At 62.9% G+C, this 23,903-nt stretch carries 21 protein-coding genes; 11 read left to right on the forward strand and 10 right to left on the reverse strand.

Annotated features, from left to right (window positions below; genetic code table 11):
- The first annotated feature begins 156 nt into the window (after window positions 1-156).
- Genes HB630_RS09810 through HB630_RS09820 form a run of 3 tightly spaced genes read left to right on the forward strand, consistent with a single transcriptional unit; the run spans window position 157 to window position 3,242 of the window.
- Window positions 157-783, forward strand: coding sequence for a shikimate kinase (locus HB630_RS09810; protein ID WP_213772046.1), 627 nt, complete (start codon window positions 157-159; stop codon window positions 781-783).
- On the forward strand, window positions 780-1,928 hold the full coding sequence (gene aroB, locus HB630_RS09815) for a 3-dehydroquinate synthase (RefSeq protein ID WP_213772047.1): 1,149 nt from the start codon (window positions 780-782) through the stop codon (window positions 1,926-1,928). Before HB630_RS09810 ends, aroB begins: the two co-directional genes overlap by 4 nt.
- A 6-nt stretch (window positions 1,929-1,934) precedes the next feature.
- Window positions 1,935-3,242 carry an HlyC/CorC family transporter gene (locus HB630_RS09820; protein WP_213772048.1) on the forward strand — a complete coding sequence of 436 codons (1,308 nt, stop codon included), beginning with the start codon at window positions 1,935-1,937 and terminating at the stop codon, window positions 3,240-3,242.
- 229 nt (window positions 3,243-3,471) lie between these two features.
- Here HB630_RS09820 and HB630_RS09825 read toward each other — a convergent pair whose 3' ends face one another.
- Window positions 3,472-3,759 carry a BolA family protein gene (locus HB630_RS09825; RefSeq protein ID WP_213772399.1) on the reverse strand — a complete coding sequence of 96 codons (288 nt, stop codon included), beginning with the start codon at window positions 3,757-3,759 and terminating at the stop codon, window positions 3,472-3,474.
- Window positions 3,760-3,867: 108 nt separating this feature from the next.
- On the opposite strand from HB630_RS09825, the gene HB630_RS09830 reads away from it, so the two are divergent.
- Window positions 3,868-4,524, forward strand: a complete 657-nt coding sequence (locus HB630_RS09830; protein ID WP_213772049.1) for a DnaJ domain-containing protein — start codon at window positions 3,868-3,870, stop codon at window positions 4,522-4,524.
- Between the two features lie 12 nt (window positions 4,525-4,536).
- Here the strand turns inward: HB630_RS09830 and HB630_RS09835 are convergent, their stop codons facing one another.
- The gene (locus tag HB630_RS09835; protein ID WP_213772050.1) at window positions 4,537-5,229 is read right to left on the reverse strand and encodes a VTT domain-containing protein; all 693 of its coding nucleotides are present in this window, start codon (window positions 5,227-5,229) and stop codon (window positions 4,537-4,539) included.
- A 305-nt stretch (window positions 5,230-5,534) separates the two neighbouring features.
- On the opposite strand from HB630_RS09835, the gene cobS reads away from it, so the two are divergent.
- The 5 genes from cobS to HB630_RS09860 all read left to right on the forward strand — a co-directional run bounded on the left by cobS (window position 5,535) and on the right by HB630_RS09860 (window position 12,036).
- Window positions 5,535-6,533 carry a cobaltochelatase subunit CobS gene (gene cobS, locus HB630_RS09840; RefSeq protein ID WP_213772051.1) on the forward strand — a complete coding sequence of 333 codons (999 nt, stop codon included), beginning with the start codon at window positions 5,535-5,537 and terminating at the stop codon, window positions 6,531-6,533.
- 161 nt (window positions 6,534-6,694) lie between these two features.
- The gene (cobT, locus tag HB630_RS09845; RefSeq protein ID WP_213772052.1) at window positions 6,695-8,599 is read left to right on the forward strand and encodes a cobaltochelatase subunit CobT; all 1,905 of its coding nucleotides are present in this window, start codon (window positions 6,695-6,697) and stop codon (window positions 8,597-8,599) included.
- A 150-nt stretch (window positions 8,600-8,749) separates the two neighbouring features.
- Window positions 8,750-9,820 carry an esterase-like activity of phytase family protein gene (locus tag HB630_RS09850; protein WP_213772053.1) on the forward strand — a complete coding sequence of 357 codons (1,071 nt, stop codon included), beginning with the start codon at window positions 8,750-8,752 and terminating at the stop codon, window positions 9,818-9,820.
- A 52-nt stretch (window positions 9,821-9,872) separates the two neighbouring features.
- Entirely contained in the window at window positions 9,873-10,829 is a 957-nt protein-coding gene (locus tag HB630_RS09855) for a tripartite tricarboxylate transporter substrate binding protein (RefSeq protein WP_213772054.1), read from the forward strand.
- A gap of 94 nt (window positions 10,830-10,923) precedes the next feature.
- Window positions 10,924-12,036, forward strand: coding sequence for an NADH:flavin oxidoreductase/NADH oxidase (locus HB630_RS09860; RefSeq protein WP_213772055.1), 1,113 nt, complete (start codon window positions 10,924-10,926; stop codon window positions 12,034-12,036).
- Window positions 12,037-12,093: 57 nt separating this feature from the next.
- Here the strand turns inward: HB630_RS09860 and HB630_RS09865 are convergent, their stop codons facing one another.
- The 3 genes from HB630_RS09865 to HB630_RS09875 all read right to left on the reverse strand — a co-directional run bounded on the left by HB630_RS09865 (window position 12,094) and on the right by HB630_RS09875 (window position 16,067).
- Window positions 12,094-13,209, reverse strand: a complete 1,116-nt coding sequence (locus tag HB630_RS09865; protein WP_213772056.1) for a DUF2336 domain-containing protein — start codon at window positions 13,207-13,209, stop codon at window positions 12,094-12,096.
- Between the two features lie 164 nt (window positions 13,210-13,373).
- Entirely contained in the window at window positions 13,374-14,501 is a 1,128-nt protein-coding gene (locus tag HB630_RS09870) for a DUF2336 domain-containing protein (RefSeq protein WP_213772057.1), read from the reverse strand.
- A 186-nt stretch (window positions 14,502-14,687) separates the two neighbouring features.
- The gene (locus tag HB630_RS09875; RefSeq protein ID WP_346656062.1) at window positions 14,688-16,067 is read right to left on the reverse strand and encodes a patatin-like phospholipase family protein; all 1,380 of its coding nucleotides are present in this window, start codon (window positions 16,065-16,067) and stop codon (window positions 14,688-14,690) included.
- On the opposite strand from HB630_RS09875, the gene HB630_RS09880 reads away from it, so the two are divergent.
- The gene (locus HB630_RS09880) at window positions 16,060-16,626 is read left to right on the forward strand and encodes a hypothetical protein (RefSeq protein WP_213772058.1); all 567 of its coding nucleotides are present in this window, start codon (window positions 16,060-16,062) and stop codon (window positions 16,624-16,626) included. The two genes, HB630_RS09875 and HB630_RS09880, sit on opposite strands and share 8 nt — an antisense overlap.
- 984 nt (window positions 16,627-17,610) lie before the next feature.
- Here HB630_RS09880 and HB630_RS09885 read toward each other — a convergent pair.
- The 5 genes from HB630_RS09885 to rpmB all read right to left on the reverse strand — a co-directional run bounded on the left by HB630_RS09885 (window position 17,611) and on the right by rpmB (window position 22,315).
- Entirely contained in the window at window positions 17,611-18,201 is a 591-nt protein-coding gene (locus HB630_RS09885) for a septal ring lytic transglycosylase RlpA family protein (protein ID WP_213772059.1), read from the reverse strand.
- Window positions 18,202-18,357: 156 nt separating this feature from the next.
- The gene (locus HB630_RS09890; protein ID WP_213772060.1) at window positions 18,358-18,837 is read right to left on the reverse strand and encodes a hypothetical protein; all 480 of its coding nucleotides are present in this window, start codon (window positions 18,835-18,837) and stop codon (window positions 18,358-18,360) included.
- Between the two features lie 425 nt (window positions 18,838-19,262).
- Window positions 19,263-20,288, reverse strand: coding sequence for a hypothetical protein (locus HB630_RS09895; RefSeq protein WP_213772061.1), 1,026 nt, complete (start codon window positions 20,286-20,288; stop codon window positions 19,263-19,265).
- A gap of 44 nt (window positions 20,289-20,332) precedes the next feature.
- On the reverse strand, window positions 20,333-21,652 hold the full coding sequence (locus HB630_RS09900) for a DNA cytosine methyltransferase (RefSeq protein ID WP_213772062.1): 1,320 nt from the start codon (window positions 21,650-21,652) through the stop codon (window positions 20,333-20,335).
- 354 nt (window positions 21,653-22,006) lie between these two features.
- A complete protein-coding gene (gene rpmB, locus HB630_RS09905; protein ID WP_213772063.1) occupies window positions 22,007-22,315 on the reverse strand; it encodes a 50S ribosomal protein L28 in 309 nt (102 codons plus the stop codon).
- Window positions 22,316-22,822: 507 nt separating this feature from the next.
- Here rpmB and HB630_RS09910 point away from each other — a divergent pair.
- Window positions 22,823-23,641 (forward strand): DUF3108 domain-containing protein, encoded by an 819-nt coding sequence (locus HB630_RS09910; RefSeq protein WP_213772401.1) that lies wholly within the window; start codon window positions 22,823-22,825, stop codon window positions 23,639-23,641.
- The last annotated feature ends 262 nt before the right edge of the window (window positions 23,642-23,903 follow it).

Below are 23,903 nucleotides of genomic sequence, written 5' to 3' on the forward strand. Positions count from 1 at the left end.
AACCACCATCATGTTCGTTCCGGCGTTGCAAGGGCGGCGTCCACCCATCGGGCCGTCGTCCGAGGGCGTGTTTTCCGGATCCTGCTCTAGCAACGGTATCAGCGGGGGTAGTATGGTGGCGGACCATGCGGCAAATCCGCCACAAAAGGTTTTTTGATGTCTGAGACCGCCTTGCCGGCACCCATTGGCGCTTCCCAGGAGGCCGGGATTATCTCGGCGCTGGGAACGCGCTCGGTCGTGCTGGTGGGCATGATGGGCGCCGGCAAGTCGACCGTCGGGCGAAGGCTGGCGGCGCGGCTGCGGCTTCCGTTCCTCGACGCGGATATCGAAATCGAGGCCGCGCACCGGCTGTCGATCCCGGACATTTTCGAAACCTATGGCGAACCCTATTTCAGGGATGGCGAGGCGCGGGTAATCGCGCGGCTGCTCGACAGCGGACCCGGCGTGCTTGCCACCGGCGGCGGCGCCTTCCTGCGCGAGGATACCCGCGAGCGGATTCGCCGCCAAGCGGTCTCGATCTGGCTCAAGGCCGATGCCGATGTCATCATGCGCCGGGTCAAGCGCCGCGCCGACCGGCCGCTGCTGAAGACCGCCGATCCGGCTGGAACGGTCGATCGTCTGATCGGCGAGCGCGAACCGTTCTACCGGCAGGCCGATCTCACCATCTGGTCGCGCGACGTGCCGCACGACAAGATCGTCGATGAATGCCTCGATGCCCTGCATGGCTGGCTGTGCGGCGGCGCGACCGCCGCGACCCCGAACACCTTGGACGCTACCGGATGACCGCGCCGCTGAAACATTCTGCTTCCCTGACCGTCGAGGTCGCGCTCGGCGAGCGCGCCTATGACATCATCATCGGCCGCGACGTGCTGCAATCGCTCGGCGCCCGTATCGCCGCGCTGCGGCCCGGCGCGCGTACCGCCATCGTCACCGACCGTACGGTGGCAAAACATTGGCTGAAGCAGACCGAGGCCGCGCTGTCGGAAGCGGGCATTGCGACCTCAGCCATCGTGGTCGAGGAAGGCGAGGGTTCCAAGAGCTACGCCGGTCTCCAGCAGGTCAGCGAGGCGCTGATCGCAGCCAAAATTGAGCGCAACGACCTAGTGGTGGCGCTGGGCGGCGGCGTGGTCGGCGATCTCGCCGGTTTCGCGGCGGCGATCCTGCGCCGCGGCGTCGATTTCGTGCAGGTGCCGACGTCGCTGCTGGCGCAGGTCGATTCGTCGGTCGGCGGCAAGACCGGAATCAATTCACCTCGCGGCAAGAACCTGCTCGGCGCATTTCACCAGCCGGTGCTGGTGGTGGCGGATACCGCGGTGCTCGACACCCTGTCGCCGCGCCAGTTCCGCGCCGGCTACGCCGAGGTCGCCAAATATGGCCTGCTCGGGGACGAAGCGTTTTTCACCTGGCTCGAAGCCAACCATGCCGGCATCTTCACCGGCGGCGCGGCGCGGGAGCACGCGATCGCTACCTCCTGCCGCGCCAAGGCGGCGATCGTGGCGCGCGACGAGCGCGAGACCGGCGAGCGGGCGCTGCTCAATCTCGGCCATACGTTCGGCCACGCCCTGGAGGCCGCGACCGGGTTTTCCGATCGCCTGTTTCATGGCGAAGGCGTTGCCGTCGGCATGGTGCTGGCGGCCGAATTTTCCGCGCAGCTCGGCATGATCGGAGCATCGGATGTGGTCCGAATCCGGCATCACCTTGCCGAAGCGGGTCTGCCGACCCATTTACAGGATATAGCAGGCTTCACCCAGGAAGGGTTGGCGGATGCCGACGCGCTGATGGCGCTGATGGCGCAGGACAAGAAGGTCAAGCGCGGCCGTCTCACCTTCATCCTGCTCGAGGCGATCGGACGCGCCGTCATCGCGCCTGACATTCAACCGTCTTTGGTTCGTGATTTTCTGGCGCGCAAACTGGCGCAGAGCAATTGAAAGCTCATGGACTGGATCACGCTCTCGATCGTCATCGTATGTCTTTTGATATCCGCTTTTTTCGCGGCTAGCGAAACCGCGCTGACCGGCGCCTCGCGCGCCAGCATGCTGCGGCTGTCGAAGCAGGGCAATCGCGATGCCGACGTCGTCTCCAGCCTGTTTGCGATGCGCGAACGGCTGATCGGCGCGCTGCTGCTCGGTAACAACATCGCCAATATCGGCGCCTCGGTGCTGGCGACCGGGATCTTCACGGCGTGGTTCGGCGATGTCGGCGTGCTCTACGCCACCGGCGTGATGACGGCGCTGGTCGTCATTTTCGCCGAAGTGCTGCCCAAGACCATCGCCATCAACGCGCCGGACCGGGTCTCGCTCGCGGTCGCGCGCCCGATGAAGCTGATGGTGTATCTGCTCGGGCCGCTGCTCGCCGTCGTCGAGGTGATCGTCCGCGGGTTGATGCGGGCGCTGGGGATCAGGATCGGCGCCAACCAGCCGATCCTGTCGCCGACCGAACGGCTGCGCGGCGCGGTCGATTTGTTGCATCACGAGGGCAAGGTCGAAAAGCAGGACCGCGACATGTTCGGCGGATTGCTGGATTTGCGCGAGCTCCAGGTCTCCGACGTGATGGTCCATCGCACCGAGATGGTGATGATCAACGCCGATCTGCCGGCGGAAGAACTGGTGCGCGAGGTGCTGGCGAGCGAGTACACCCGCATTCCGCTCTGGCGGGACAAGCCCGAAAACATCATCGGCGTGCTGCACGCCAAGGATCTGTTGCGCGCGATCCGCAACGCCGACGGCGATACCTCGAAGATCGACGTCTCGACGATCGCGCTGCCGCCCTGGTTCGTGCCGGAGATGCGCTCGGTATCCGAACAGCTCAAAGCGTTCCGCCGCCGCAAGACCCACTTCGCGCTGGTCGTCGACGAGTATGGCGAGGTCGAGGGTATCGTGACGCTGGAGGATATCCTGGAAGAAATCGTCGGCGATATTTCCGACGAGCAGGATGTCGTGGTGGCGGGCGTCCGCGCCCAGCCCGACGGCTCCGTGGTGGTGGACGGTTCGGTGCCGATCCGCGATCTCAACCGCGCGATGGACTGGCGTCTGCCCGACGAAGAGGCGACCACCGTCGCCGGTCTCGTGATTCACGAGGCCCGTTCGATCCCCGAACGCGGCCAGAGCTTCACCTTCCACGGCTTCCGCTTCCGCGTCCTGCGCCGCGAGCGCAACCGCATCACCGCGCTGCGAATCGTGCCGGTGCCGCGCGAGGCCGAGGGCGAGGGGAAAAAGCCGAAGCGGGCCGGCACGGCATCTTAAAGCGAAGCGGATAGCGGTTCGCGTGAAGAAAACGCGTTAAAACAAAATGGTAGAGCCCGCGTCTGATTCAATCAGAACCGATAAGGCATCTAGGGCCGCGGCAAGCTCGACTGTCATTTCGGGACACGCGATAACGTGGACCCGGAATCCAGAAGTTATTGGCTCGAGATTCCGGATCGCCGCTTCGCGCCGTCCGGAATGACGATGGCCGAGGGCGGAACCAGGAATCTCAGTCTTTCTTTTCGCCCGGCGTCTGCGCGCTGATCGCCAGCGCATGCACGGGGCCTGCGAGTTCCTCGACCAGCGCCGCATTAATCAGGCGGTGGCGTTCGATTCGGCTCTTCCCTTCGAACGCGGGCGACACAATATAGATTCGGAAATGCGTCTCGCCGCCCGGCGCGTGGCCGGCGTGGCCTTCATGCAGATGTGACTCGTCGGCGACGTCGAGACTTTCCGGTGCGAAAGTTTCGCGCAACTTGTTTGTGATAGCCTGCTTGACGGGTCGATTGCTGCTCATCGTCTGGGCAATACGACCGCGGCTGCAATTCGTCAATGGCGTGTCAGGAGTGAGGTATTCGCAATGTCAAGACTTGAAGCCTTTTGCATTGCGTAGTCAAAGTCAGCCATGCCGATTGATTCATCCAAATTCTTCGATTCCATTCGCATCAAGCCCAACAAGCTGAGCGCCAAGCAGCAGGCTCAGGCGCGCGAAGCCGCGACCGGGTGCGAATGGCCTGGCTGCAACAACAAGGGCCCGCATCGCGCGCCCAAGGGCCGCTTGCAGGACAAGGAGTATTGGCACTTCTGTCTTAACCATGTCCGCGAGTACAATCAGTCCTATAATTTCTTCCAGGGCATGAATGCCGATGCGGTCGCGCGCTATCAGAAGGATGCGCTGACCGGCCACCGTCCGACCTGGAAAATGGGCGCCAACACCAGCGCCAAGCGCGGCAAGGGCGACGCCGAGGCTGATCTCGAAGGCGCCTCCGATCCGTTTCATATGTTCAGCGAGCTCAACGGCCGTGGACGCTGGCGGCCGGGTCCCGGCGCGGCGGACAGCGAAGTCAAGGGCGAGCCGCGCAAGGTGTTCAATGCCGAGCGCAAGGCGTTGCAGGTGATGGGTCTCGGCGCCGAAGCGACACTCGAGGACGTCAAGACGAAGTACAAGGCGCTGGTGAAGCAGCATCATCCCGACGCCAATGGCGGCGACCGCTCCACCGAGGATCGCCTGATCGAAATCATCAAGGCGTATAATTATCTCAAGACCGTCGTTCGCAGCTGACGTTGGCGCGATTCACGTCTCGCGGTGAGCGTCGGGACGGCTGAACAGCGGCCGGGGCGGCGGTTCAATGGCGTTGCCGCCCTGCCGGCGGCGGATCACCCAGGTGACCAGCGCGATAACGATTGCGCTGCCAAACACGGCCAGCATCCAATAATGCCTGCCCAGGCCGGCATGAGGCGGAAGCCCGGCATATTTGTGGAGCGCCGACACCGCAAGCACGCCCGGCAGCACATGTGCCGGCGCCCACAGCAGGATCGCAGGGATGTTGACGGCGTAGAATCGCAGCGGCGGCATCGCCAGCGCCCCGGCCGTGATCGGCACGAACGCGCGTATCGGCGGCACGAAGCGGGCGAAGAACACCGCCAGCGCCCCCCAGCGATGAAAGAACGCCGCGCTCTGCGCGATCACCCGCGGATAATTCGCCAGCGGCCAAGTGTTGAGGATCTCGCGCTGGCTGCGGTGACCGATCCAGAACGCTGTGCCGTCGCCCAGCAGCGCGCCGGCAATCGCTGCCGCCAACACCCATTCGATCCGCAATTCTCCGCCGGGCACCAGCGCGCTCAGCGCCAGGATGATGGTCGAGCCCGGCACCACCGAGCCGACAACGGGAACGGCTTCCAGCAACGCCGCCAGGAATAGCGTGAAATAGGCCAGCCCCGCATGGGCCGAGGCGAAAGCGACCAGTGGTTCGATATAGGAGCTCACTCAATTCCCGCGTTGGCATCGCCGCCCGATTCGGCAGGCCTAGCATAACCCCTATCCGGGCGGGAAAGTGCCGCCGGTGCCGGCCTGCGCCGCGACTCAGGGCCGAACGAGCCGAAAGTGCGGCGGGAATCGCAGGGCAGCCTTCCAAAAACCAGCGTCAGCGCCTATCTTGATGATAAGGCAATGGAACTTTGATTGGCCTCCGGGCTTCTGCCCGCCGTTGCTCTCTGCTAGGTTTCGGATAGCACCCTTCCGCAGCCACACCGCAATCTGGTTTCGGGACCGCCCGAGACCCCGGAGGACTGATGACGACCGCCGCCATGACCAAATCAGCAGAAATCACCGGCTTGCCCGACATGAAGGTGTCGGTCCGTCAGGTTTTCGGAATCGACAGCGACCTCGAAGTCCCGGCCTATTCCGAGAGCGATCCGCACGTTCCGGAAGTCGATGCCGACTACCGTTTCGATCGCGCCACCACGCTTGCGATCCTGGCCGGCTTTTCCAGAAACCGCCGCGTCATGGTCACCGGCTATCACGGCACCGGCAAATCGACGCATATCGAGCAGGTGGCGGCGCGGCTGAACTGGCCCTGCGTGCGCGTCAATCTCGACAGCCACATCAGCCGGATCGATCTGGTCGGCAAGGACTCCATTGTCGTCCGCGACGGCAAGCAGGTCACCGAATTCCGCGACGGCATCCTGCCCTGGGCTTTGCAGCACAATATCGCGCTTGTGTTCGACGAATATGACGCCGGACGCCCCGACGTGATGTTCGTGATCCAGCGCGTGCTCGAAGTCTCCGGCCGGCTGACGCTGCTCGACCAGAACAAGGTGATCAAGCCGCATCCGTGTTTCCGCCTGTTCGCGACCGCCAACACCGTCGGTCTCGGCGACACATCGGGCCTCTATCACGGCACCCAGCAGATCAACCAGGGCCAGATGGACCGCTGGTCGATCGTGACCACGCTGAATTATCTTGCCCATGACGAAGAGGTCGAGATCGTGCTGGCGAAAGCGCGCCATTATCGCAATCCCGAAGGCCGCGACATCGTCAACAAGATGGTGCGGCTGGCCGATCTCACCCGCAACGCCTTCGCCAATGGCGATCTGTCGACGGTGATGAGTCCGCGCACGGTGATCACCTGGGCGGAAAACGCCGAGATCTTCAGCGATATCGGGTTTGCGTTCCGCGTTACTTTCCTCAACAAATGCGACGAACTGGAACGGCCGCTGGTCGCCGAATTCTATCAGCGCTGCTTCAACGCGGAGCTGACGGAATCGTCGGTCAACGTGGCGTTGAGCTAAGGACCAATGACCAATGATGTGGTCCCGGACAAGCGGAGCGCGATCCGGGACCCATAACCACAGGACGTGGTTGTTGCGAAGATTGGGACCGCGTCCGCGCTCAACGACTCTTTCCTGAGGTTATGGGTCCCCGCTTTCTCGGGGACGACGGTGAGATCGAGATGACCACCTCCAACATCAAATTCCGTACCGGAGCCAAGGAAGCGCCGACCGAGCCGTTCAAGCGCGCGGTCGCGGCCTGTCTGCGCGCGATCGCCAAAACGCCTGAACTCGAAGTGACGTTCGCCGCCGAACGTCCGGGGCTGTCGCCCGGTAAGGCCCGGCTGCCGGAGCCGGCGCGCAAGATGACCAGGCGCGATGCCGCCATCGTGCGCGGCCATGCCGACTCGATCGCCTTGAAGCTCGCCTGCCATGACCCGAAAGTGCATCGCAAGCTGATGCCGGGAAACCCGCAGGCCCGCGGCGTGTTCGAGGCGGTGGAGCAGGCGCGGGTGGAAGCGATCGGCTCGCGGCGGATGTCCGGGGTCGCCAAGAATCTCACCGCCATGCTCGACGATCACTTCCATCGCGGCAAGTTCGATGAGATCACCGATCGCGCCGATGCGCCGCTGTCCGACGCGCTGGCGATGCTGGTGCGCGAGCGGTTGACCGGGCTCGCCCCGCCGGTGGCGGCACGCAAGATGGTCGATCTCTGGCGGCCGATTCTGGAGGACAAGATCGGTTCGCGTCTCGATCAGTTGAGCCGCGTCACCGAGGATCAGGCGAAATTCGGCGATCTCGTGCATGATCTGTTGTCGGCGCTCGATCTTGGCGACGACCGCGACGCGGAGGCCGACGAGGACGAGAACCAGGACGAAAATCCGGATGGCGAGAGCGATCAGTCGGGCTCCGAGGGCTCGCCCGACAGCGACGCGGCGCAGGAAATGACCGCCGATCAGGCGCAGACGACAACCGACGAAATGTCGGAAAGCGCGATGGAAAGCGCGCAAGCCTCGACCAGCGACACCTTCGACGACGGCGAGCTCGGCGACGACGAGACGCCGGGCGAGGCGACGCGGCCGAACACGCGTGGCGCCAACGAGCCGCGCGGGCCGGAATATCATGCGTTTGCGCCGAAATTCGACGAGGTCATCGCCGCCGAAGATCTTTGCGATCACGACGAACTTGAGCGCCTGCGCAGCTATCTCGACAAGCAGCTCGCGCATCTGCAAGGCATCGTCGCGCGGCTGGCGAACCGGTTGCAGCGCCGCCTGATGGCGCAGCAGAACCGCGCCTGGGAATTCGACCTCGAGGAAGGCATCCTCGATCCGGCGCGGCTGTCGCGCGTGGTGACCGATCCCCATCACCCGTTGTCGTTCATGAACGAAAAGGAAGCGACCTTCCGCGATACCGTGGTGACGCTGCTGCTCGACAATTCCGGCTCGATGCGCGGCAGGCCGATCACGGTGGCGGCGACCTGCGCGGATATCCTGGCGCGGACGCTGGAGCGCTGCGGCGTCAAGGTCGAGATCCTCGGTTTTACGACGCGGGCTTGGAAGGGCGGCCAGTCGCGCGAGGCCTGGCTTGCCGCCGGCAAGCCGGCCAATCCCGGACGCCTCAACGATCTCCGTCACATCATCTACAAGGCGGCGGACGCGCCGTGGCGGCGTTCGCGCAAGAATCTCGGGCTGATGATGCGCGAGGGCCTGCTCAAGGAGAATATCGACGGCGAGGCGCTCGACTGGGCGCACAAGCGGCTGCTCGCTCGGCCCGAGCAGCGCAAGATCCTGATGATGATTTCCGATGGCGCCCCGGTCGACGATTCCACGCTGTCGGTCAATCCCGGCAATTACCTGGAGCGGCATCTGCGCCACATCATCGAGGAGATCGAGACCCGCTCGCCGGTCGAGCTGATCGCGATCGGCATCGGCCACGATGTCACGCGCTATTATCGCCGCGCGGTTACCATCGTGGATGCCGAGGAACTCGGTGGCGCCATCACGGAAAAACTCGCGGAACTGTTCAGCGAGACCCACGGCGCTGCGCCCGCTCCAAGCAACCGTCCCCGGCGCAAGCTGCATTCGTAAGAATGAGATCATGAAGCTGTCATTCCGGGGCCCGCCACCGGGTCCGCGCTTTGCGCGGACCGATGACGGGCTCGCGCCAAGTGGCGTATCCCGGAATGACGGCGGTATGCGCCAGGCGTCCGTGCCCGAAATCAGCGGACGCCGTATCTGATGCGACACGACATCGGCCGCCGCCGCTTCCTGCAATCCAGCGCTGCGATGCTTTCCACGCTTGCGCTGCCCGGCGTCGCGCGGGCGCAGCTTGCGACGGAACTATCGTCGAAACAGGGGGCATTGGATGAACACTCGGTCGCGGCCCCGATCTCGATCGAAGTCAACGCCCGGCCGATTCCTTCGTTCGATCCGCGCGACCGCTCCCATGTGCGGTTCGGCTCATTGCAATATCGCGGCGGGCTGGTGCTTACCTCGCGCTTTCCGGGGTTCGGTGGCTTGTCGGGAATCCGGCTTGACCGCAAGGGCGAGCGCTTCATCTCCTTCAGCGACAAGGGAAGCTGGTTCACCGGCCGCATCCTTTATCAGGAAGGCGAGATGACCGGGCTCGCCGATGTCGAGGCCGCGCCGATGTTGGGAGCCGACGGCCGGCCGATCACGGCGCGGGGCTGGTTCGACACCGAATCGATCGCGCTCGACGGATCGTTCGTCTATATCGGGCTCGAGCGCGTCAACCAGGTGCTGCGGTTCGATTTCAGCAAGGGCTTCACGCGCTCACGCGGCGAGGTGGTGCCGATGCCGCCGGCGGTGAAGACGCTCCCGTTCAACCAGGGGCTGGAAGCGCTGGTGGTGGTGCCCAAGGGGCTGCCGCTGGCGGGTACGCTGATCGCGCTCTCCGAACGCGGGCTCGATGCCGACGGCAATCTCATCGCGTTCCTGGTCGGCGGCCCGTCGCCGGGGCAATTCAGCGTCCGCCGCAGCAACGCCTACGACATCAGCGATGCGACGCTGCTGCCTTCGGGCGAACTCCTGGTATTGGAGCGGAAATTTTCGTTCGTTGCCGGTGTTGGTATTCGCATCCGCCGCATCCCGCTTCAATCGGTGGCGCCGGGCGCGTTGGTCGACGGCCCGTCGATCTTCGAAGCGGACCTCGGCGACGAGATCGACAACATGGAAGGTATCGACGCCTTCATTACACCCGAAGGCGACACCGTGCTGACGCTGGTTTCCGATGACAATTTCTCGTTGATCCAGCGCACGCTGCTGCTGCAATTCACGCTGCTGCAATGAAAGCCGCCCGGAACGGTTCTTGCATCGTTGCGACGATTGAAAAGGAATGTTGATGAGCAAGTTGTTCCGTTTGTTGTGTGTTCTCTCAAGTATGTTCGCTGTCGCCCACGCGGAAACCTGGCCATCGCATCTGATCAGGGCGACGATTCCGTTCGGCGCCGGCAGTGCGACCGACGTGGTGCCGCGTCTGGTGTTCGATCGCCTCGCGGCTGAACTCGGGCAATCCATCGTGGTCGAGAATCGCACCGGCGCCGGCGGCACGCTCGGTACGGCGATGGTGGCAAAGGCCGATCCCGATGGTTACAGCGTTCTCGCCCATTCCTCGGCGCTGACGATCGCGCCCGCGATTTTTCCCGATCTGCCATTCGATGCCAGCCGCGATCTTTCAGGCGCGCTGATGATCGGATCCAGCGCCAATGTGATGATCGTGCCGGCATCGCGGCCGTGGAAAACCGTGCAGGATTTCATCGCCGACGCCAAGGCCAAGCCCGGCTCGATCTCCTTTGGTTCGGTCGGCATCGGCAGTGCGGTGCATATCAGCGCGGAGAAATTCCGGCTTGCGGCCGGCATCGAGGCGACCCACGTGCCTTATCGCGGCGGCGCGGAGGTGATTGCCGATCTCATCGCAGGCCGCGTCGATTTCTATTTCTGTCCGCTGGCGACCGCGCTGCCGCTGATCCATGCCGGTCAGGTGCGGGCGTTGCTGGTCTCGACGCCGAAGCGCGTCGCCGATCTGCCCGATGTGCCGGCACCGCCTGAAATCGGCTTGAAGAACGCGGACAGCGCGATTTGGTTCGCCATGTTCATGCCGGCGAAGACGCCGCGCGACATCATCAGCAAGTTTCACGATGCCGGGGTCAAGGTGCTCTCCGAACCCGCGATGCAGGCCAGCCTGAAGCAGCTCGGCGTCGAAGTGCTGCCGATGTCGCCTGAAGAAATCGACGATCTCGTCAAGCGGGAGACCGCAGCCAACATGGAAGTGATCAAGGCTGCGGGAATCAAGCAATAGGAATCAAATAATAGTGGGCGCGGTTGAGCAGAGCCGGACGGTTCATTAGATTGAGGCGAGATGATCGATCCTTCTCTTTCGCAGGATATCCTCGATGAGCACCCTGTTCTCCCCGATTCAATTACGCGGTCTCAAGCTGGCCAACCGCATCATGGTGGCACCGATGTGCCAATATTCGGCAATCGATGGCGAGGCCAGCGACTGGCATTTCACGCATATCAACACGCTGGCGCTGTCGGGCGCGGCGATGTTCTGCATCGAGGCCACCCACGTGGAAGCGATCGGCCGGATCACGCCGGGATGCCTCGGATTGTGGAACGACGCCACTGAAGCCGCGCTGAAGCCGATCTTGGCCTCGGTGCGCAAGCACTCCAAAACCGCCATGGCGATGCAACTCGCCCATGCCGGCCGCAAGGGATCGAGCCATACGCCGTGGAACGGCGGTCAGCAGATCCCGCTTGCCGAAGGCGGCTGGCAGACGGTGGGTCCTTCCGCCCTGCCGCACAAGGAAGGCGAACTGGCGCCGGTCGCGCTCGATGCGGCGGGTCTGACACGGGTGCGCGATGCGTTCGTCGCGGCCGCCAGACGCGCCGAGCGGCTGGGTCTCGATGCCCTCGAACTGCATGGCGCGCATGGCTATCTCCTGCATGAGTTCCTGTCGCCGATTTCGAACCGGCGCACCGACCAATATGGCGGCGGCCTGCAAAACCGCATGCGTTTTCCGCTCGAAGTCTATGATGCGGTGCGCGCGGCGTTTCCGGAAGCGAAGCCGATCGGCGTCAAGGTATCCGCGACCGACTGGGTCGAGGGCGGCTGGGACGTCGCGCAGACCGTTGAATTCGCCAAGGAACTGAAGAAACGCGGCGTTGACTGGATCGATGTCTCTTCCGGTGGGGCCTCGCCCTTGCAGAAGATTCCGCTGTCGCCCGGCTATCAGGTGCCGTTCGCGCAGGCGGTGAAGGAAGCAACCGGCGTCACCACCATGGCGGTCGGCCTGATCACGGAAGCCAAACAGGCCGAAGAGATCGTCGTCTCAGGCAAGGCCGACATGGTCGCGCTCGCCCGCGGCATGCTTTACGATCCGCGCTGGGGCTGGCACGCCGCGGCCGAACTCGGCGGCCAAGTCGAGGCGCCGCCGCAATATTGGCGCTCGCAGCCTTCGACGCTGAAGGAGCTGTTCGGCAAAACGACGTTCGGCTCGCGGTGAAGGATCGCCGCTCTGCGCCGGGGAATCGCCGGTTTCGGGCTCGCGATTGAATCCGGTTCAGGTGGCGTGCGGTTCGGCCATCTGCAGGCCGTCGGCGGAGGCGTCCTTGCGCGACCGGTAGACGCTGAGGACCTGCTTGGAGGTCTCGACATTCAGTTTTTGGAAATCGCGCTTCATCCGGTCCAGATCTCCCGCGGTGATCCGATAATTGGGCGAGCCGAGAAACAGCAGCGACATCGTCGTCGCCCACGAGAAATCAAGCGCCTTGGCCAGGATCAGGATGACTTCCCTGTTGGTGTCGACCAGCGCGCGCTCGACGACGTCGATCGGCACGTCGCACAACAACGACATGGCAACCGCCGTCTCGTTGAACTTGAGCGAGTGCGCAAACTCGAAGACCTTGTCTTCGTTCAGGCCGCCATATTGATGGAGTTTGCCCACCATGCGCTTGGCCGCGAAATAGTTCTTCGACGCCGGTCCGAATTTCGCGTGGATCGTGCCGGTGACGTCGGTGACCACGGCCTGGATCAGGTCCCCCATGTCGGGACGCTCGCGCTCGAGCTTCTTTTTTACTTCGTCGGAGGCCTTCGAAATCAGTTGCTGGAACAGATGCCTTGGAATGTCCTTGCGCAGGCCAAGCTGTTCGGCCAGGATCGAGTCGTCTTCGGAGCGCTGCAAAAGGTGCAGAAAGCCGAAACCGGAAAAGCGCGCGCCTTTGTTCGCCGCCACCGAGCTGACAACCTCCGGCGATCCGCGCACCACCAGCACGTCGGTCACGGCGTCGGAAATCGACTTCCGCTTCGAGATGGCCAGCAAATGCCGCTGGCTTTTTGATTTTGCACTGGCAACCAGCGTTTTGACGTCGAGCCGATCCGATTGCCGGAGCACGGGGCCGGCGACGTCGATCGAATCGTCGAAGGCGAGATCCCGGATGACGTCGAGCGGCGCGTTGTTGCTGGGAGCGAGCTTGTTCGCCAGCTGGACGCGCGCGGTGAGTTCGATTTCCTCGGCCAGGCGGCCAATGACCCCGCCGAAGGTCCGGATCTGGTCTTCGGAATAGCGGCCGGCGATGAGGATATCGGTCGCGTGCCACAAGGCCCGCAGGCAGCTTTCGGCCGTTCCCCTGGAAACCGCCTCTTCCAATTCCGCCAGAAACGACTTCGATTCAGCCATCCAACAATCCGATGAACGAAATTTCTTTCCAATCAATCGTGGCGCATTAGAGTGCCCAGGGACTCAACGAGTCGTGAAGCTTGTTCCGGCGTCCCGTTGTCTTGATTAACAAAGCGCTAACAGCCGAAGCCGCCGAGCCAGCATTAAACGAGGGCTGTCATGCTTTAATGCCGGGTTGGCGAGGAGTTTGCCCGAACCTGCCAGAATTTCAGCACGCGGCGCGCATGCTCGGTTGTCAGCCGCGCAAACTGGGCGCGGGCCTTGACCAGCTCATGCAGCGCGATCGAGCCGGTGGCGAGCCGGCTTTCCAGCACCGCGCTGACGGTGTCCCAGCCGAGCCCGGCCACCTTGCAGGGCACCAGAATGCCGTCGTCGCGCAGGCTTTGCATCAGGGGACGGATCACCTCGATGCTGGAATGCGACAGCGCGGCCAGCGCCGCCACGGTCTCTTCATATTTCCGCTGCGTGGCAAAGGCGAACAGCGCCGCCTCGTTGAGTTCGCCGTTCTCGCGCAGCAGGGCCACGGCGCGCCGGGCCGCGTTGAAATCGCGCGCCCTGGACATCTCGCGATCGACGCCGGCCGACACCGCCGCGATGGCGCCACGGATCTCCTCAAACAAATGGGGCGGCGCCTGCGACAACAGCCGAGCCCGGACCGTTTCGGTCGCATTGCGCAATAATTGAAGGCGGAGACCGGCCGGCAAATCGACGCGAATCCCGGTTGCGACCGCAAGCTCGGGATCGGATTCGGCCTGCGCCACGACGATGGCGAATCCCGCGGCCGAAACCCGCGCGCCGGGATTGGCGATCAGGCGCCGGCTCACCGATGGATAGCGACGTGCCAGCAGCGCGTCGGTGACGATTTCCTTCAGCCACCAGCGGCCCGAGACTGCCAGCAGATGCGGTTCGCTCTTGGTTTGGGCGATCTCGACCAGATCGTCGGTGCTGAGACGGGCGGATTCGGTCAGCACCGGTCCGGCGATGGCGATCTCGTCATGCCGCGCCAGCCGGCGGATCACGGCAGGCGGCGCCTGCGAGACCGGCGCCAGCTGCGCGCTCATCTCGGCCAGCGCGATCCGGGCACTTACGTCGGCGATCGCCCGGAGCTCGATGGTCTTGACCAGCCGCTCGAGCACGTCGTCGAACAGCGCGATCTGTTCCTCGTTGTAGCTGCCCGCCTGCGACAAAAACAGGTCGGTGACGCGCTTGATGGTCTCAAAGCGTTTTTGCTCGGATCCGACATGGATGGCCGCTTCGACTTCGTCGGCGATCGCTAGGTCTATGGCTGGCATCGCTCGTCCTGAGCGGTTGGGGCGCTTCTCGCCGACACATCACCCTATGGAAAAGAACTGAATGTTCCGTAAAATTTTAACAATCCACCCAGCGCCCAAAAGCGGTCCGCCGCGGATGAACATTTATGAAACGCAACAGCCGGGACAAAGGTCCATCGGCTCGCTTGCGCATGTCGATCGCGGCAATCAGACCAGCTCGGGCTCCGCGAAAGCCGGAGGCACTTCGAATGCTGGCGGCGCCTCGAATGCCCGTGGCGCTTCGGAGGCATCAATCCCCGGCGCGCCGATGTCTTCATGCGGCTGCCGGGGTGCGGACGGCTTCCCGTCCGGACCGTGGTTCAGCCAACGCTCGGCGGCGGCGCGGCCGCTGCGGTGCAGCAGGCCGATGAAGTTGCGCCCGAGATCGACCGGGCTGCGCTGGGCCAGTCCCTCGATCTCGTCTTCCGCCGCGATCCGGGAGAGCCGCAAGGCCCGCAGCGCTGGCGTCGAAGCGGCGTCGCGCGCCCATTCGAGCGCGGCGAATTCGGCGTTGAGCACCGCATTGGCCGTGATCTGGTCGAGACGGCGGTCGATCGCCGCCATCGTCACCGGAATATAGCTGTCGCGCGACGGCGTGACCTGAACCACCAGCACGTCGCTCGCCTCCGATTCCTGCACCAGCCGGAGCAGCGGCGGGTTGGCGCCGTAACCGCCGTCCCAATAGGCGTCGCCGTCGAGGTCGACCGCGCAATGCAGCTGCGGCGGACAGGTCGAGGCCAGCAGGACATCGGCCGTGAGATCCCGGTTGCGGAAGATCTGCAAGGCGCCGTCGCGCACCCGCGTCGCCGCGACCAGCAGTTTCGGGCAGGCCGGATCCTGCAACTTGGCGAAATCGATGTCCTTGGCCAGCGCTTGGCGCAGCGGATCGAGATCGAACGGATCGAACTGTCCCGACCGCAGCGCCGGGCCGAACGCCACGGTGCTGCCGGCCGGCGAAAATCCGCCGATCAGCATCAGCGAGCGGAACGACGCTTCGCTGGTCATCCGGCCCCAGAATCTTCCAAGCAGCGCATGCGCGCCTTCGCGGCCGCCGGAGGCCAGCCCGCTCGCCAGCAGTGCGGCGTTGACCGCTCCGGCGCTGGCGCCGCTGATGACATCGAAGCTGCATTCCGGCTGCTCCAGCAGCCGCTCGAGCACGCCCCAGCTGAAAGCGGCGAACGAGCCGCCGCCCTGCAGCGCCACCGACAATTTTCGCGGCGGCCAGGCTTTGGCTTCGGTTGCGTGCCTGGTAGCGGCCGTCTTGTCCAAGGCGGCATTGTGCGCGGCGGTTCGCGCGTCCGCGACGATGGCCTGCACCTCCGCCGCCGCCGCGAATTGCGGCAGCACGTTTGCGATCGTCGCCCGCTCGGGAACCTTGATGATCTCGGCAATTCCGGCGAGTTGCGGTTCGCTCGCCTGCGCTGGCGCGATTCCGGCGGTGGCGCGTTCGCCAATGCCGATAGCTTTGATGTCACTGGTTTTGACGTCAGCAGCTTCGGCGTCGGCGGTTGCGTGAGGTGGCGGCGTGTCCGCAGCCGTCATGGTCACGGAAACCGTAGCCTCTGAACTTGTGGTCTCCGAACGCCTGGCGTTGAAGCTTGCGGTCCCTGAATTCGAAGTCTCTGAATTTAACGTCCCGGAACTTTTGGCGGGCGCGGCCGTCCGTGATTCCGTCGACCAGATCGCCGCAACCAGCCGTTCGCGCACGCTGCGCGGCTTGATCTCTGCAGTCGTCTCCGCCTGTGGCGGCAAATCCGACGCCGCTTTCTCGGGCGCGGCCGCTACCGGCTCGGGAATCCTGGCCTCAAGAGGCTTGGCTTCAAAAGATTTGGCACCGAGAGGTTTAGCCTCGGGAAGGGGCTCAGCCTCGGGACTTTTGGCAGGCGCGGTCGCGCCGGCCGACCAGATTTCGGTGGCCGACAGCAATCCCATCGCGGCGCTTCGCGCCGGAGCCGTCGCATGCTGCGTGGCGCTATCCGAATTGCGGCCATCGTGCGCGACTGATGGATCTTTTCCATTCATGTTCGCAACCACATTACGCCTTCCCGACTCACACGATGCCACGCAGCGAATCGCTTGGCCAGACCGGGGCGCGCGCTGCTCGTAAAAATAAACTTCGCGTCCACAGATTGACTGTGTTGATTGCGTCACAAGCCATGTTGGCGCGAGCCTCTCGTCGTAATGAGATGCGAAGCCGCGTCCCGCGGCGCAGGTCGCGTCCGGGTTCGGCATGCACAGTTTGCCCTGAAGACAGAGGGCGCAGGCGACCCCCAAGAGAGGGCGCAGGGAATGCCGGGTGTCCGTTGCACCCGCAGCCTCGCGTGCAAAATAAAAAGCACACGAGTAAGTCACCACAGGTACAGCCGGCTCAGCCGGCATTCCCCGCGCAATGGTTTTAACGGCTTACTCCGCGCTCTCCCCGGTGACCGGGCACTTTTGCCACCGTCGCCCGCGAGACGCGGCAACGCGTCTTCGCGAGCTTGACGCCAGCGTCGGGGCGTCAGGACCACACGGCTTCACCGTCCGCGAAAGCGCGCTTCGTCGTCGCGCGCGCCCGCGTCCACCGCATCCCGCCGCAACGTCCGTGACGACGCGTACGCCCCTCCCATCGAGGCGGGACGCGCGGCAGATGCGGGTGATTTGGCCTTGGGGTCAAGCGGGAAGGGAGGCTCCTTTTGCGTATGGCGGCCGCGACCGCCGGGGTCCTTCCGTACTTTCCAGTGCTGTGGCTTCATCCTTCGAGACGGCGCGAAGGAGCGGCTCCTCAGAGTCTGACTGAAAAAACGAGCCATGAAATCGGGTTTTTCAAGGAGTTCGCCATGGCCGGGACAGGCCCGGCCATGACAAAAAAGCGATTCACGTTCAGATGGTTAGGAGGAGCCCGCAAACATTGAACGCTTTTTCAGTCAGACTCCGAGGATGAAGTCCGCTTGGACTCTCATGGTGAGGAGCGCGGCATCGCCGCGCGTCTCCGGACGATGCGGAGTCTGTCATCGAGCGCGCATTCGCGCGACCCGTTGGCACCGCCTGGAGAACCACGAGGCCACGGATCCCCGATCATGATTCAAACCCAGGCACAACACGCTCAGCTCTAACGCACGACGTCCAGTTTGACCTTCGCGGTGCCGTTGTTGACCATGTCCAGCGCTGCCGCCGCCGAATAGGACACGTCGACAATGCGTCCGGGAACGTAAGGGCCGCGGTCATTGACGCGGACGGTGACGGATTTTCCGGTGGCGACATTGGTCACGCGCAATCTCGTGCCGAACGGCAAGGTTGGATGGGCGGCGGTCAATTCGTTTGTGTCGAATTTCTCGCCGCTCGCGGTCTGTGTGCCCTCGGTGTAGAAGCTCGCAATGCCGCGCGAGGCGATCGGCCCGGCATCATGTGCCGCTGTCTTGAACGGCGTGTGTTTTCTCGCAACCGTCACGCGCCCGGCGGCTGCGACCCGGCTCTCCCGGTTGCGTTCCAGCCGGGCCTCCCGGGGACCGGCATTGAATTCGGATTTGCCGGTCACGAGTGAGGATTGCGCGCAGGCCGCCAGCGAAGCCGCGCCGGCGAGGATGGCAAGCCATTGCGTGGCGCGCCGGATCCGGTTCGCCGAAACAAGACACGTGTTCAAATAGGCGCGGCGTGCATCGATTCCGATGCACGGCGCGCTGGCAAAGCGGATGAAAGACATCGTCGCACCTGCTTGCCCCGCCCGCGTCGAAGTCCGGCAGGCAATGGAGGCCAAACCGTGTCGGCCCCACGCCAGGTGCGTCATCGCCGTTCGATTTTAGTTCGGTGTGGTTATTGGGCCACGGTCACGCCCGCGCGTGAGGCTGCCAGCAGCGCCCTATTGCTGGGTGAAGCCGGCTTCAAACGACAGGCTGACATTCGACGTCGGCTTGAATTCGACGCCGGCATGCGCGCGATAGCCGGTCGCAGTGTTCGTCGTGGAATTGAAGGCAGAAAACGGGTTACCGATGCTCGTGTTGTATTGCACGGTATCCAGCCCGCCGAAGATCTTGAAGGGCGATGCGCCGGTCTCGTCCTTGAAATTGTAGCCGAACTGCACGCTCTGATAGCTGAGCGTGCCGATGCTGCCGAGCGTGTCGGCTTGCGTGAAGCCGAAGCTGTTCGCGCTGACGCCCATGGTGCCGCTTTCGCCGCCGACAAACCAGCCATCCGGCAGATTGCCGCGTGCGGCGGAAAAGCCGCCGCCTCCGGCTGCATTGAAATCAAAGTTCGGAAAGTTGCTGTAGCTGTTCAAGCCTTGCACGCCGGAGAGACTGCCGCCGAAACCGAACGGGCCGCCCGGTATCCAATAGCTCAAGGGAGCAGCCTGGGCGTGAGCCGCTCGCCCGCCCAGACAGAGCGCCAGCAACAGAATTGCGAGACCTGATTTACGAGAGAAAAGGGACATCCGCGCGACCGTCAAGTGTACACAAATTATACGCTCGGGAGACCGGAAAAGCCAGTGTAGGGCGGATCGCTCCCGGGAGTGTGCGGAAACATTCGTTCCGCAAAGAGGACGCAGGGAATGTCGGCATCGCCTCGGCAAACTTGACACCGGCCATCAGGGGTCAGTCCGCGCGGCTTCACTGTCCGCCTCGGCGCTGTCTGCACGCCGTAGCCTTGCCGCGGATAGGCCGCATGATCTCGCTGCATTTCTCTGGTGAGACAGTGTCCATTTACAGGCACGATCCCTGACATCCGTGAACCCATGCTCCAATCACAAACGCGCACAGGCTTTCCAGTCTAATCCTCCTCTGGATCGGTCGCGAGTTCGGGTTTTTCCAGGCGATCGATAAGCCATTCATGTTTCTCGCCGTTCTTTCCAAACCGGAAAATGAAGGTTCGTCGATCCGGGCTTGCAGACGCGTTAAGATCCAGGAGAGTGGGCGCGAATTGGTCCAACTGCGAAATCGGCTTCCTGACATATCGCTCAACGAAGGTGGCCATCACGCTGCCGGCTTCGTTTTCCAGATGGTCCCAGGCTGCGTCACCAATAAACGCTATTCCCTGAGCGGCCTCGAAAGCGGCTTTCAGATCGGATAAGCGGGGGTTCGGCGTCGGGTCTAAAACCAGAAGGACCGGCCGAAACCCCGAGCCCCTGCAATCTTTTGCAAAGTTTATCTCCTCGGCAAATCTGCCCTGCCCGCTCGCGGCAATGGTAACTCGCAGCTTAAATTCGTAAGCGTCTTTCCCAACAATGCAGTCCACCTGCCGCCCCTTGTTGGTGTCGCTCAGCCTGCGAATTGGAGAGCGCGTCGATGGAAACGGAGTTCCCCCCAACGAACTCGCCAGAATGGGCTCAAACAAGTACCCGGTTTCCTGTCCGGCTCGATTGTCGATGTCGAAGAACCATTTGCGCCATGTGAGCCACGATGCGAGCACATCGGTTGGAATGCCGCCAAACTCCAGCAGCGCTCTTGGCGATACTTGGACCATGGTTGGCAAGGGTTGAGCCGAGAGGATGATGGAATACTTACGTCGACGCTTGTGAAGTTCGCACAAACACTCAAAATACGTCTCAAAATCTGCAAGCTGATCTGAAAATCGGAGATAATGAGAAACGAAATCGTTCGCCTCGGCACGTTCCTGGAACCACGAAAGCGGGATTTTGTAGTAGTCTGCCTCGGCGCTTCGCGGGAGTTCGGGCAAGTCTTTGCTTAAATCTTTGCGGTCATTGTCCGAGGCAATGACAGAAAGCAATTTTAGCAACTCTGCGTCTTCAAGCGTGATGTTGATCTCGCGACCTGTGCCCAAGATGCGAGCCTTCATTAGCCGTCTCGATTGGTCGAGACTTAATCTCGCGTCTCGCGCCATCAAACGGTACTCGCTTCGGCAGGCACAAAACTCATACCGGTCTGATTCTCAGAGAGCGTTGCGAGCATCCTCTCGGTTTTGGAAAGTGCGGGGCTCTTGCCGCTGGCGTTGGTCAAATGGAAGTCAACAAGACCGCCTGCGGCTGGACTTCGTACCAGATCTGCCCCGGCTGCGCCATCGAGGCTTGCGAGATGATTTGCCAGGACCTCGGCTGCCAACGGCGGAAACGCGTTTCCAATTTGTTGCGCGATACTTCGCGTCGTGCCGTGGAACTTAAACTTATCCGGAAACGATTGAAGCCGCGCCGCCTCTCTCAGTGTGAGCGGACGATCTTCAAGGGGGTGCAGGAATTCCCGGGTTGCGGCGCTCGTTATTGTCAAAGAATTTAGAGCAGCGACAAGCCGTTTGAGCCCGCTTGGTGCTCCCCCCCTCCGTTCTGTCGGAGTGCCGTCCATAACGCGTCGATTGGCGCGGCGTCGGTAACTTTCATGCCACATTGCTTCGGGAAGATCTTTCATTGTTTGCCCCTCAGCAAGATGCTTTGCGATTTCCTGGGAAACTGACGAAAGGCCTTCGATGGCATGCTGATCTACCCCGCCGCTTGAGTTGCCGCTCCTCATTGCGGCATCGTAGCGTGTTTGCGGAGGCCCAACGTAGGGAACGATCTCACCATTTTTCTGGGCGGCGCTGCCTAGTCCTGCGAGTGCGTCCATCAATGGCGGTGCAAACGGCAGGTGACTTAACGCCTGGTGCTTGCCCGCATTGTAAGAGTGCGTCGAGCGCGGGAACTCGAAATCTAGGCCAAGGGAGTTGCCGATGATGAGGATGCGCTTCCGGGCTTGCGGAAGTCCGTAGGAAGCGAAATTGACTTTCTCAAGCCTCACCCGGTAGCCGATCGAGATGAACTTGCGAACAAGGGCTACGACGCTATGCCCCTCGTTGGAGGTCAGGAGCCCTTCCACATTTTCGAATAAGAACCAACGGGGGCGCACCCTTTCGACAATTGAGAAATAATTGAAGATCAGCCGATTGCGCTGGTCCAATCCGCTCTTGGCTCCGGCACTGCTGAAACCCTGACATGGCGGGCCGCCAATGAGAGCAAATGCCCCCGTCTTTCCGTCCAATTCCTTCTCAAAGCGGGGATCCAGATCGGCAAGGTCGATGCAGTGAGAGCCGTCTCCCAGATTCGCTTGATAGGTCGCGCAAGCATCTCGATCGACGTCTGCGGCGATGACCGGCTTGAGTCCCGCACCCGCAAAGCCAAGTGACATGCCCCCCGCACCCGAGAAGAGAGAAATAACCTTGTCATTGTGCTTCATGAAGATGTGCTTGTCTTGCAGAGGCGGCCGACGCTCTTTGGACCTCTGCGATCAGAGTGCTCAAAATCCCGTAAGAAGACTAGCAATCCGCTTGGTTTTCCCCGTGCAATTGCTTGTCGATCAAGGCGTCGATCGATCGATGGTCAAGGCCGGCTAGCAGCGTCTTTGCCCAAACGCAAAATCCGATGAACGCCTTCCGGCGGGACAGCCTTCCGACCCGATGATGTCTGTCGCGGCGAAACAGGGCTTCTGACGCATTTACGTCCCTAAAACAAAACGGCCGGATCTTTCGACCCGGCCGTTCAAAACTCTCATAGCTGTTTTGGCCCGGCTCTCGTAAGCCGCGCCGTCGCCTCAGCTCGCCTGCTGCTCCGGCGCAGCCGCGGCGCGCTTCTTCTCGATCGCACGCTTCAGGTCGAGGGCGCGGGGCGAGAGGTTGTCGGCGCGGGCCTTGAGCAGGAAGGCGTCGAAGCCGCCATTGTGGTCGACGCTCTTGATTGCGTTGGTGGAGACGCGCAAGCGCACATTGCGGCCAAGCACATCGGAAATGAAGGTGACGTTGCACAGGTTCGGCAGGAACCGGCGCTTGGTCTTGATATTGGAGTGGCTCACCTTGTGGCCCACCTGCGGGCCCTTGGCCGTCAGTTCACAGCGCCGCGACATCGTAACAAATCCTCTGCCATCCCCGCTTCGCTTCCGGCCCATCCTGGGGCCGCCGCGGGGGTCCAAATTCACGTCCATCTTGGGAACCGCGGACGTATAGGGGCTCAACCGCGGGGCGTCAAGGTTTTAACGCCGGCCCGAACCCGCAAAGCAGGCCGGTTTCATCAGAAGTTCCCAAGGTTTACATAAAGCTTATAGATCAAGGCCGATAGCGTTTTCGAGCGAAATGGCTTCCGGTTCGCGTGAAGAAAACGCGTCAAAACAACAAACTAGAGCCTGTCACATACCGGGTTTGAGTCATCATATAAACGGCGTATTCCGCGCCGAAATCGGTTGGGCGTCGTTATGGCCGTGTTTTGCCGTGGAATTCGTTATTTCAGCCGGAATGCGCGTTGCCTGCCGGGTATTGTTGCATAAATGAACCGTCGATCGCGCGTAATCAGGGGCTGCCGTTTCGTGACTACGTTCAGGACGACGTCGCCGCGTCCGGCGTTTTGGCTGCGGCGGATGCCGGGCAGTCTCGCCGCGCTGGCGCTGCTGTGGCTGGCCGCCCCGCACACCGCCTCGGCGCAGGGCAAGCTCGACGCCCGCTACGAGGCGACGCTGGCGGGGATTCCCGTCGGCAACGGCGCCTGGACCATCGAGATCCTGGACGACCAGTTTTCCGCCGCCGCTTCCGGCGGTACCGCGGGACTGCTGAAAGCCTTTGCCGGCGGCTCCGGCACCAGCGCCTCGCAAGGCCGCATCGTCAACGGCGCTTTGGTCGCGACCAATTATGAAGGCACCGCGGCGTGGTCGAAAAAATCCGAAGTCATCCATATGACGCTGGTCAACGGCTATGTGAAGGAGTTCGCGATCGATCCGCAGCCGCCGGTCGATCCGGACCGGCTTCCGGTCACCGATGCGCAGCGTCACGGCGTGTTCGATCCGATGACCGGCGCGTTGTTGCGCGTGCCCGGCAATGGCGAGGTGCTCGCCCCGGATTCCTGCCGCACCGGCGCCGCGTTTTTCGACGGCCGGATGCGCTACGAGCTCAAGCTCGACTTCAAGCGCATGACGACGGTGAAATCCGAGACCGGCTACCAGGGCCCGGCGCTGGTCTGCGCGGTCTATTTCACGCCGGTCGCGGGCTATATTCCGGAGCGCCCGGTGATCAAATATCTCACCGCCCAGCGCAACATGGAGATCACCTTCGCGCCGCTGGCGGGTACCCGCATCCTGGTGCCCTACCGGATGGTGGTGCCGACCCCGCTCGGCACCGCGATGCTGGAAGCCACCCGGTTCGTCACCCAGGCGACGCCGCCGCGCGTCGCCAAGACGCAGTGAACGCCGCCGTCATTCCGGGGCGATGCCACCGGGTCCGCGCGAAACGCGGCCCGATGACAGGCTCCGTATCGAACCACGATGGACAATGGCGCATCGGAGAATCTCGCGATTCCGGATCGCCGCTTTGCGTCGTCCGGAATGACGATGCGCGCGGAATCCAGTTGACTCTTTGCCGCTTCTGATTCGACTCCGCCATCGCGCCATCTTTAGGAATTTCGCCGGAAAACAGCAGCTTGTGAGACCGCAGCAAACTTGATCTAGT

The organism is Bradyrhizobium sp. dw_78, from assembly GCF_018449525.1.
In the GTDB taxonomy this organism is placed as follows: domain Bacteria; phylum Pseudomonadota; class Alphaproteobacteria; order Rhizobiales; family Xanthobacteraceae; genus Bradyrhizobium.

Coding starts and splice junctions, on each gene's coding strand:
- HB630_RS09880 (WP_213772058.1), top strand. CDS start 16,060: ATGGTCACGGAAACCGTAGCCTCTGAACTTGTGGTCTCCGAACGCCTG.
- HB630_RS09885 (WP_213772059.1), bottom strand. CDS start 18,201: ATGTCTTTCATCCGCTTTGCCAGCGCGCCGTGCATCGGAATCGATGCA.
- HB630_RS09855 (WP_213772054.1), top strand. CDS start 9,873: ATGAGCAAGTTGTTCCGTTTGTTGTGTGTTCTCTCAAGTATGTTCGCT.
- HB630_RS09810 (WP_213772046.1), top strand. CDS start 157: ATGTCTGAGACCGCCTTGCCGGCACCCATTGGCGCTTCCCAGGAGGCC.
- cobS (WP_213772051.1), top strand. CDS start 5,535: ATGACGACCGCCGCCATGACCAAATCAGCAGAAATCACCGGCTTGCCC.
- HB630_RS09900 (WP_213772062.1), bottom strand. CDS start 21,652: ATGAAGCACAATGACAAGGTTATTTCTCTCTTCTCGGGTGCGGGGGGC.
- HB630_RS09850 (WP_213772053.1), top strand. CDS start 8,750: ATGCGACACGACATCGGCCGCCGCCGCTTCCTGCAATCCAGCGCTGCG.
- cobT (WP_213772052.1), top strand. CDS start 6,695: ATGACCACCTCCAACATCAAATTCCGTACCGGAGCCAAGGAAGCGCCG.
- HB630_RS09830 (WP_213772049.1), top strand. CDS start 3,868: ATGCCGATTGATTCATCCAAATTCTTCGATTCCATTCGCATCAAGCCC.
- HB630_RS09895 (WP_213772061.1), bottom strand. CDS start 20,288: ATGAAGGCTCGCATCTTGGGCACAGGTCGCGAGATCAACATCACGCTT.
- HB630_RS09860 (WP_213772055.1), top strand. CDS start 10,924: ATGAGCACCCTGTTCTCCCCGATTCAATTACGCGGTCTCAAGCTGGCC.
- rpmB (WP_213772063.1), bottom strand. CDS start 22,315: ATGTCGCGGCGCTGTGAACTGACGGCCAAGGGCCCGCAGGTGGGCCAC.
- HB630_RS09820 (WP_213772048.1), top strand. CDS start 1,935: ATGGACTGGATCACGCTCTCGATCGTCATCGTATGTCTTTTGATATCC.
- HB630_RS09870 (WP_213772057.1), bottom strand. CDS start 14,501: ATGCCAGCCATAGACCTAGCGATCGCCGACGAAGTCGAAGCGGCCATC.
- HB630_RS09910 (WP_213772401.1), top strand. CDS start 22,823: ATGCCGGGCAGTCTCGCCGCGCTGGCGCTGCTGTGGCTGGCCGCCCCG.
- HB630_RS09865 (WP_213772056.1), bottom strand. CDS start 13,209: ATGGCTGAATCGAAGTCGTTTCTGGCGGAATTGGAAGAGGCGGTTTCC.
- aroB (WP_213772047.1), top strand. CDS start 780: ATGACCGCGCCGCTGAAACATTCTGCTTCCCTGACCGTCGAGGTCGCG.
- HB630_RS09825 (WP_213772399.1), bottom strand. CDS start 3,759: ATGAGCAGCAATCGACCCGTCAAGCAGGCTATCACAAACAAGTTGCGC.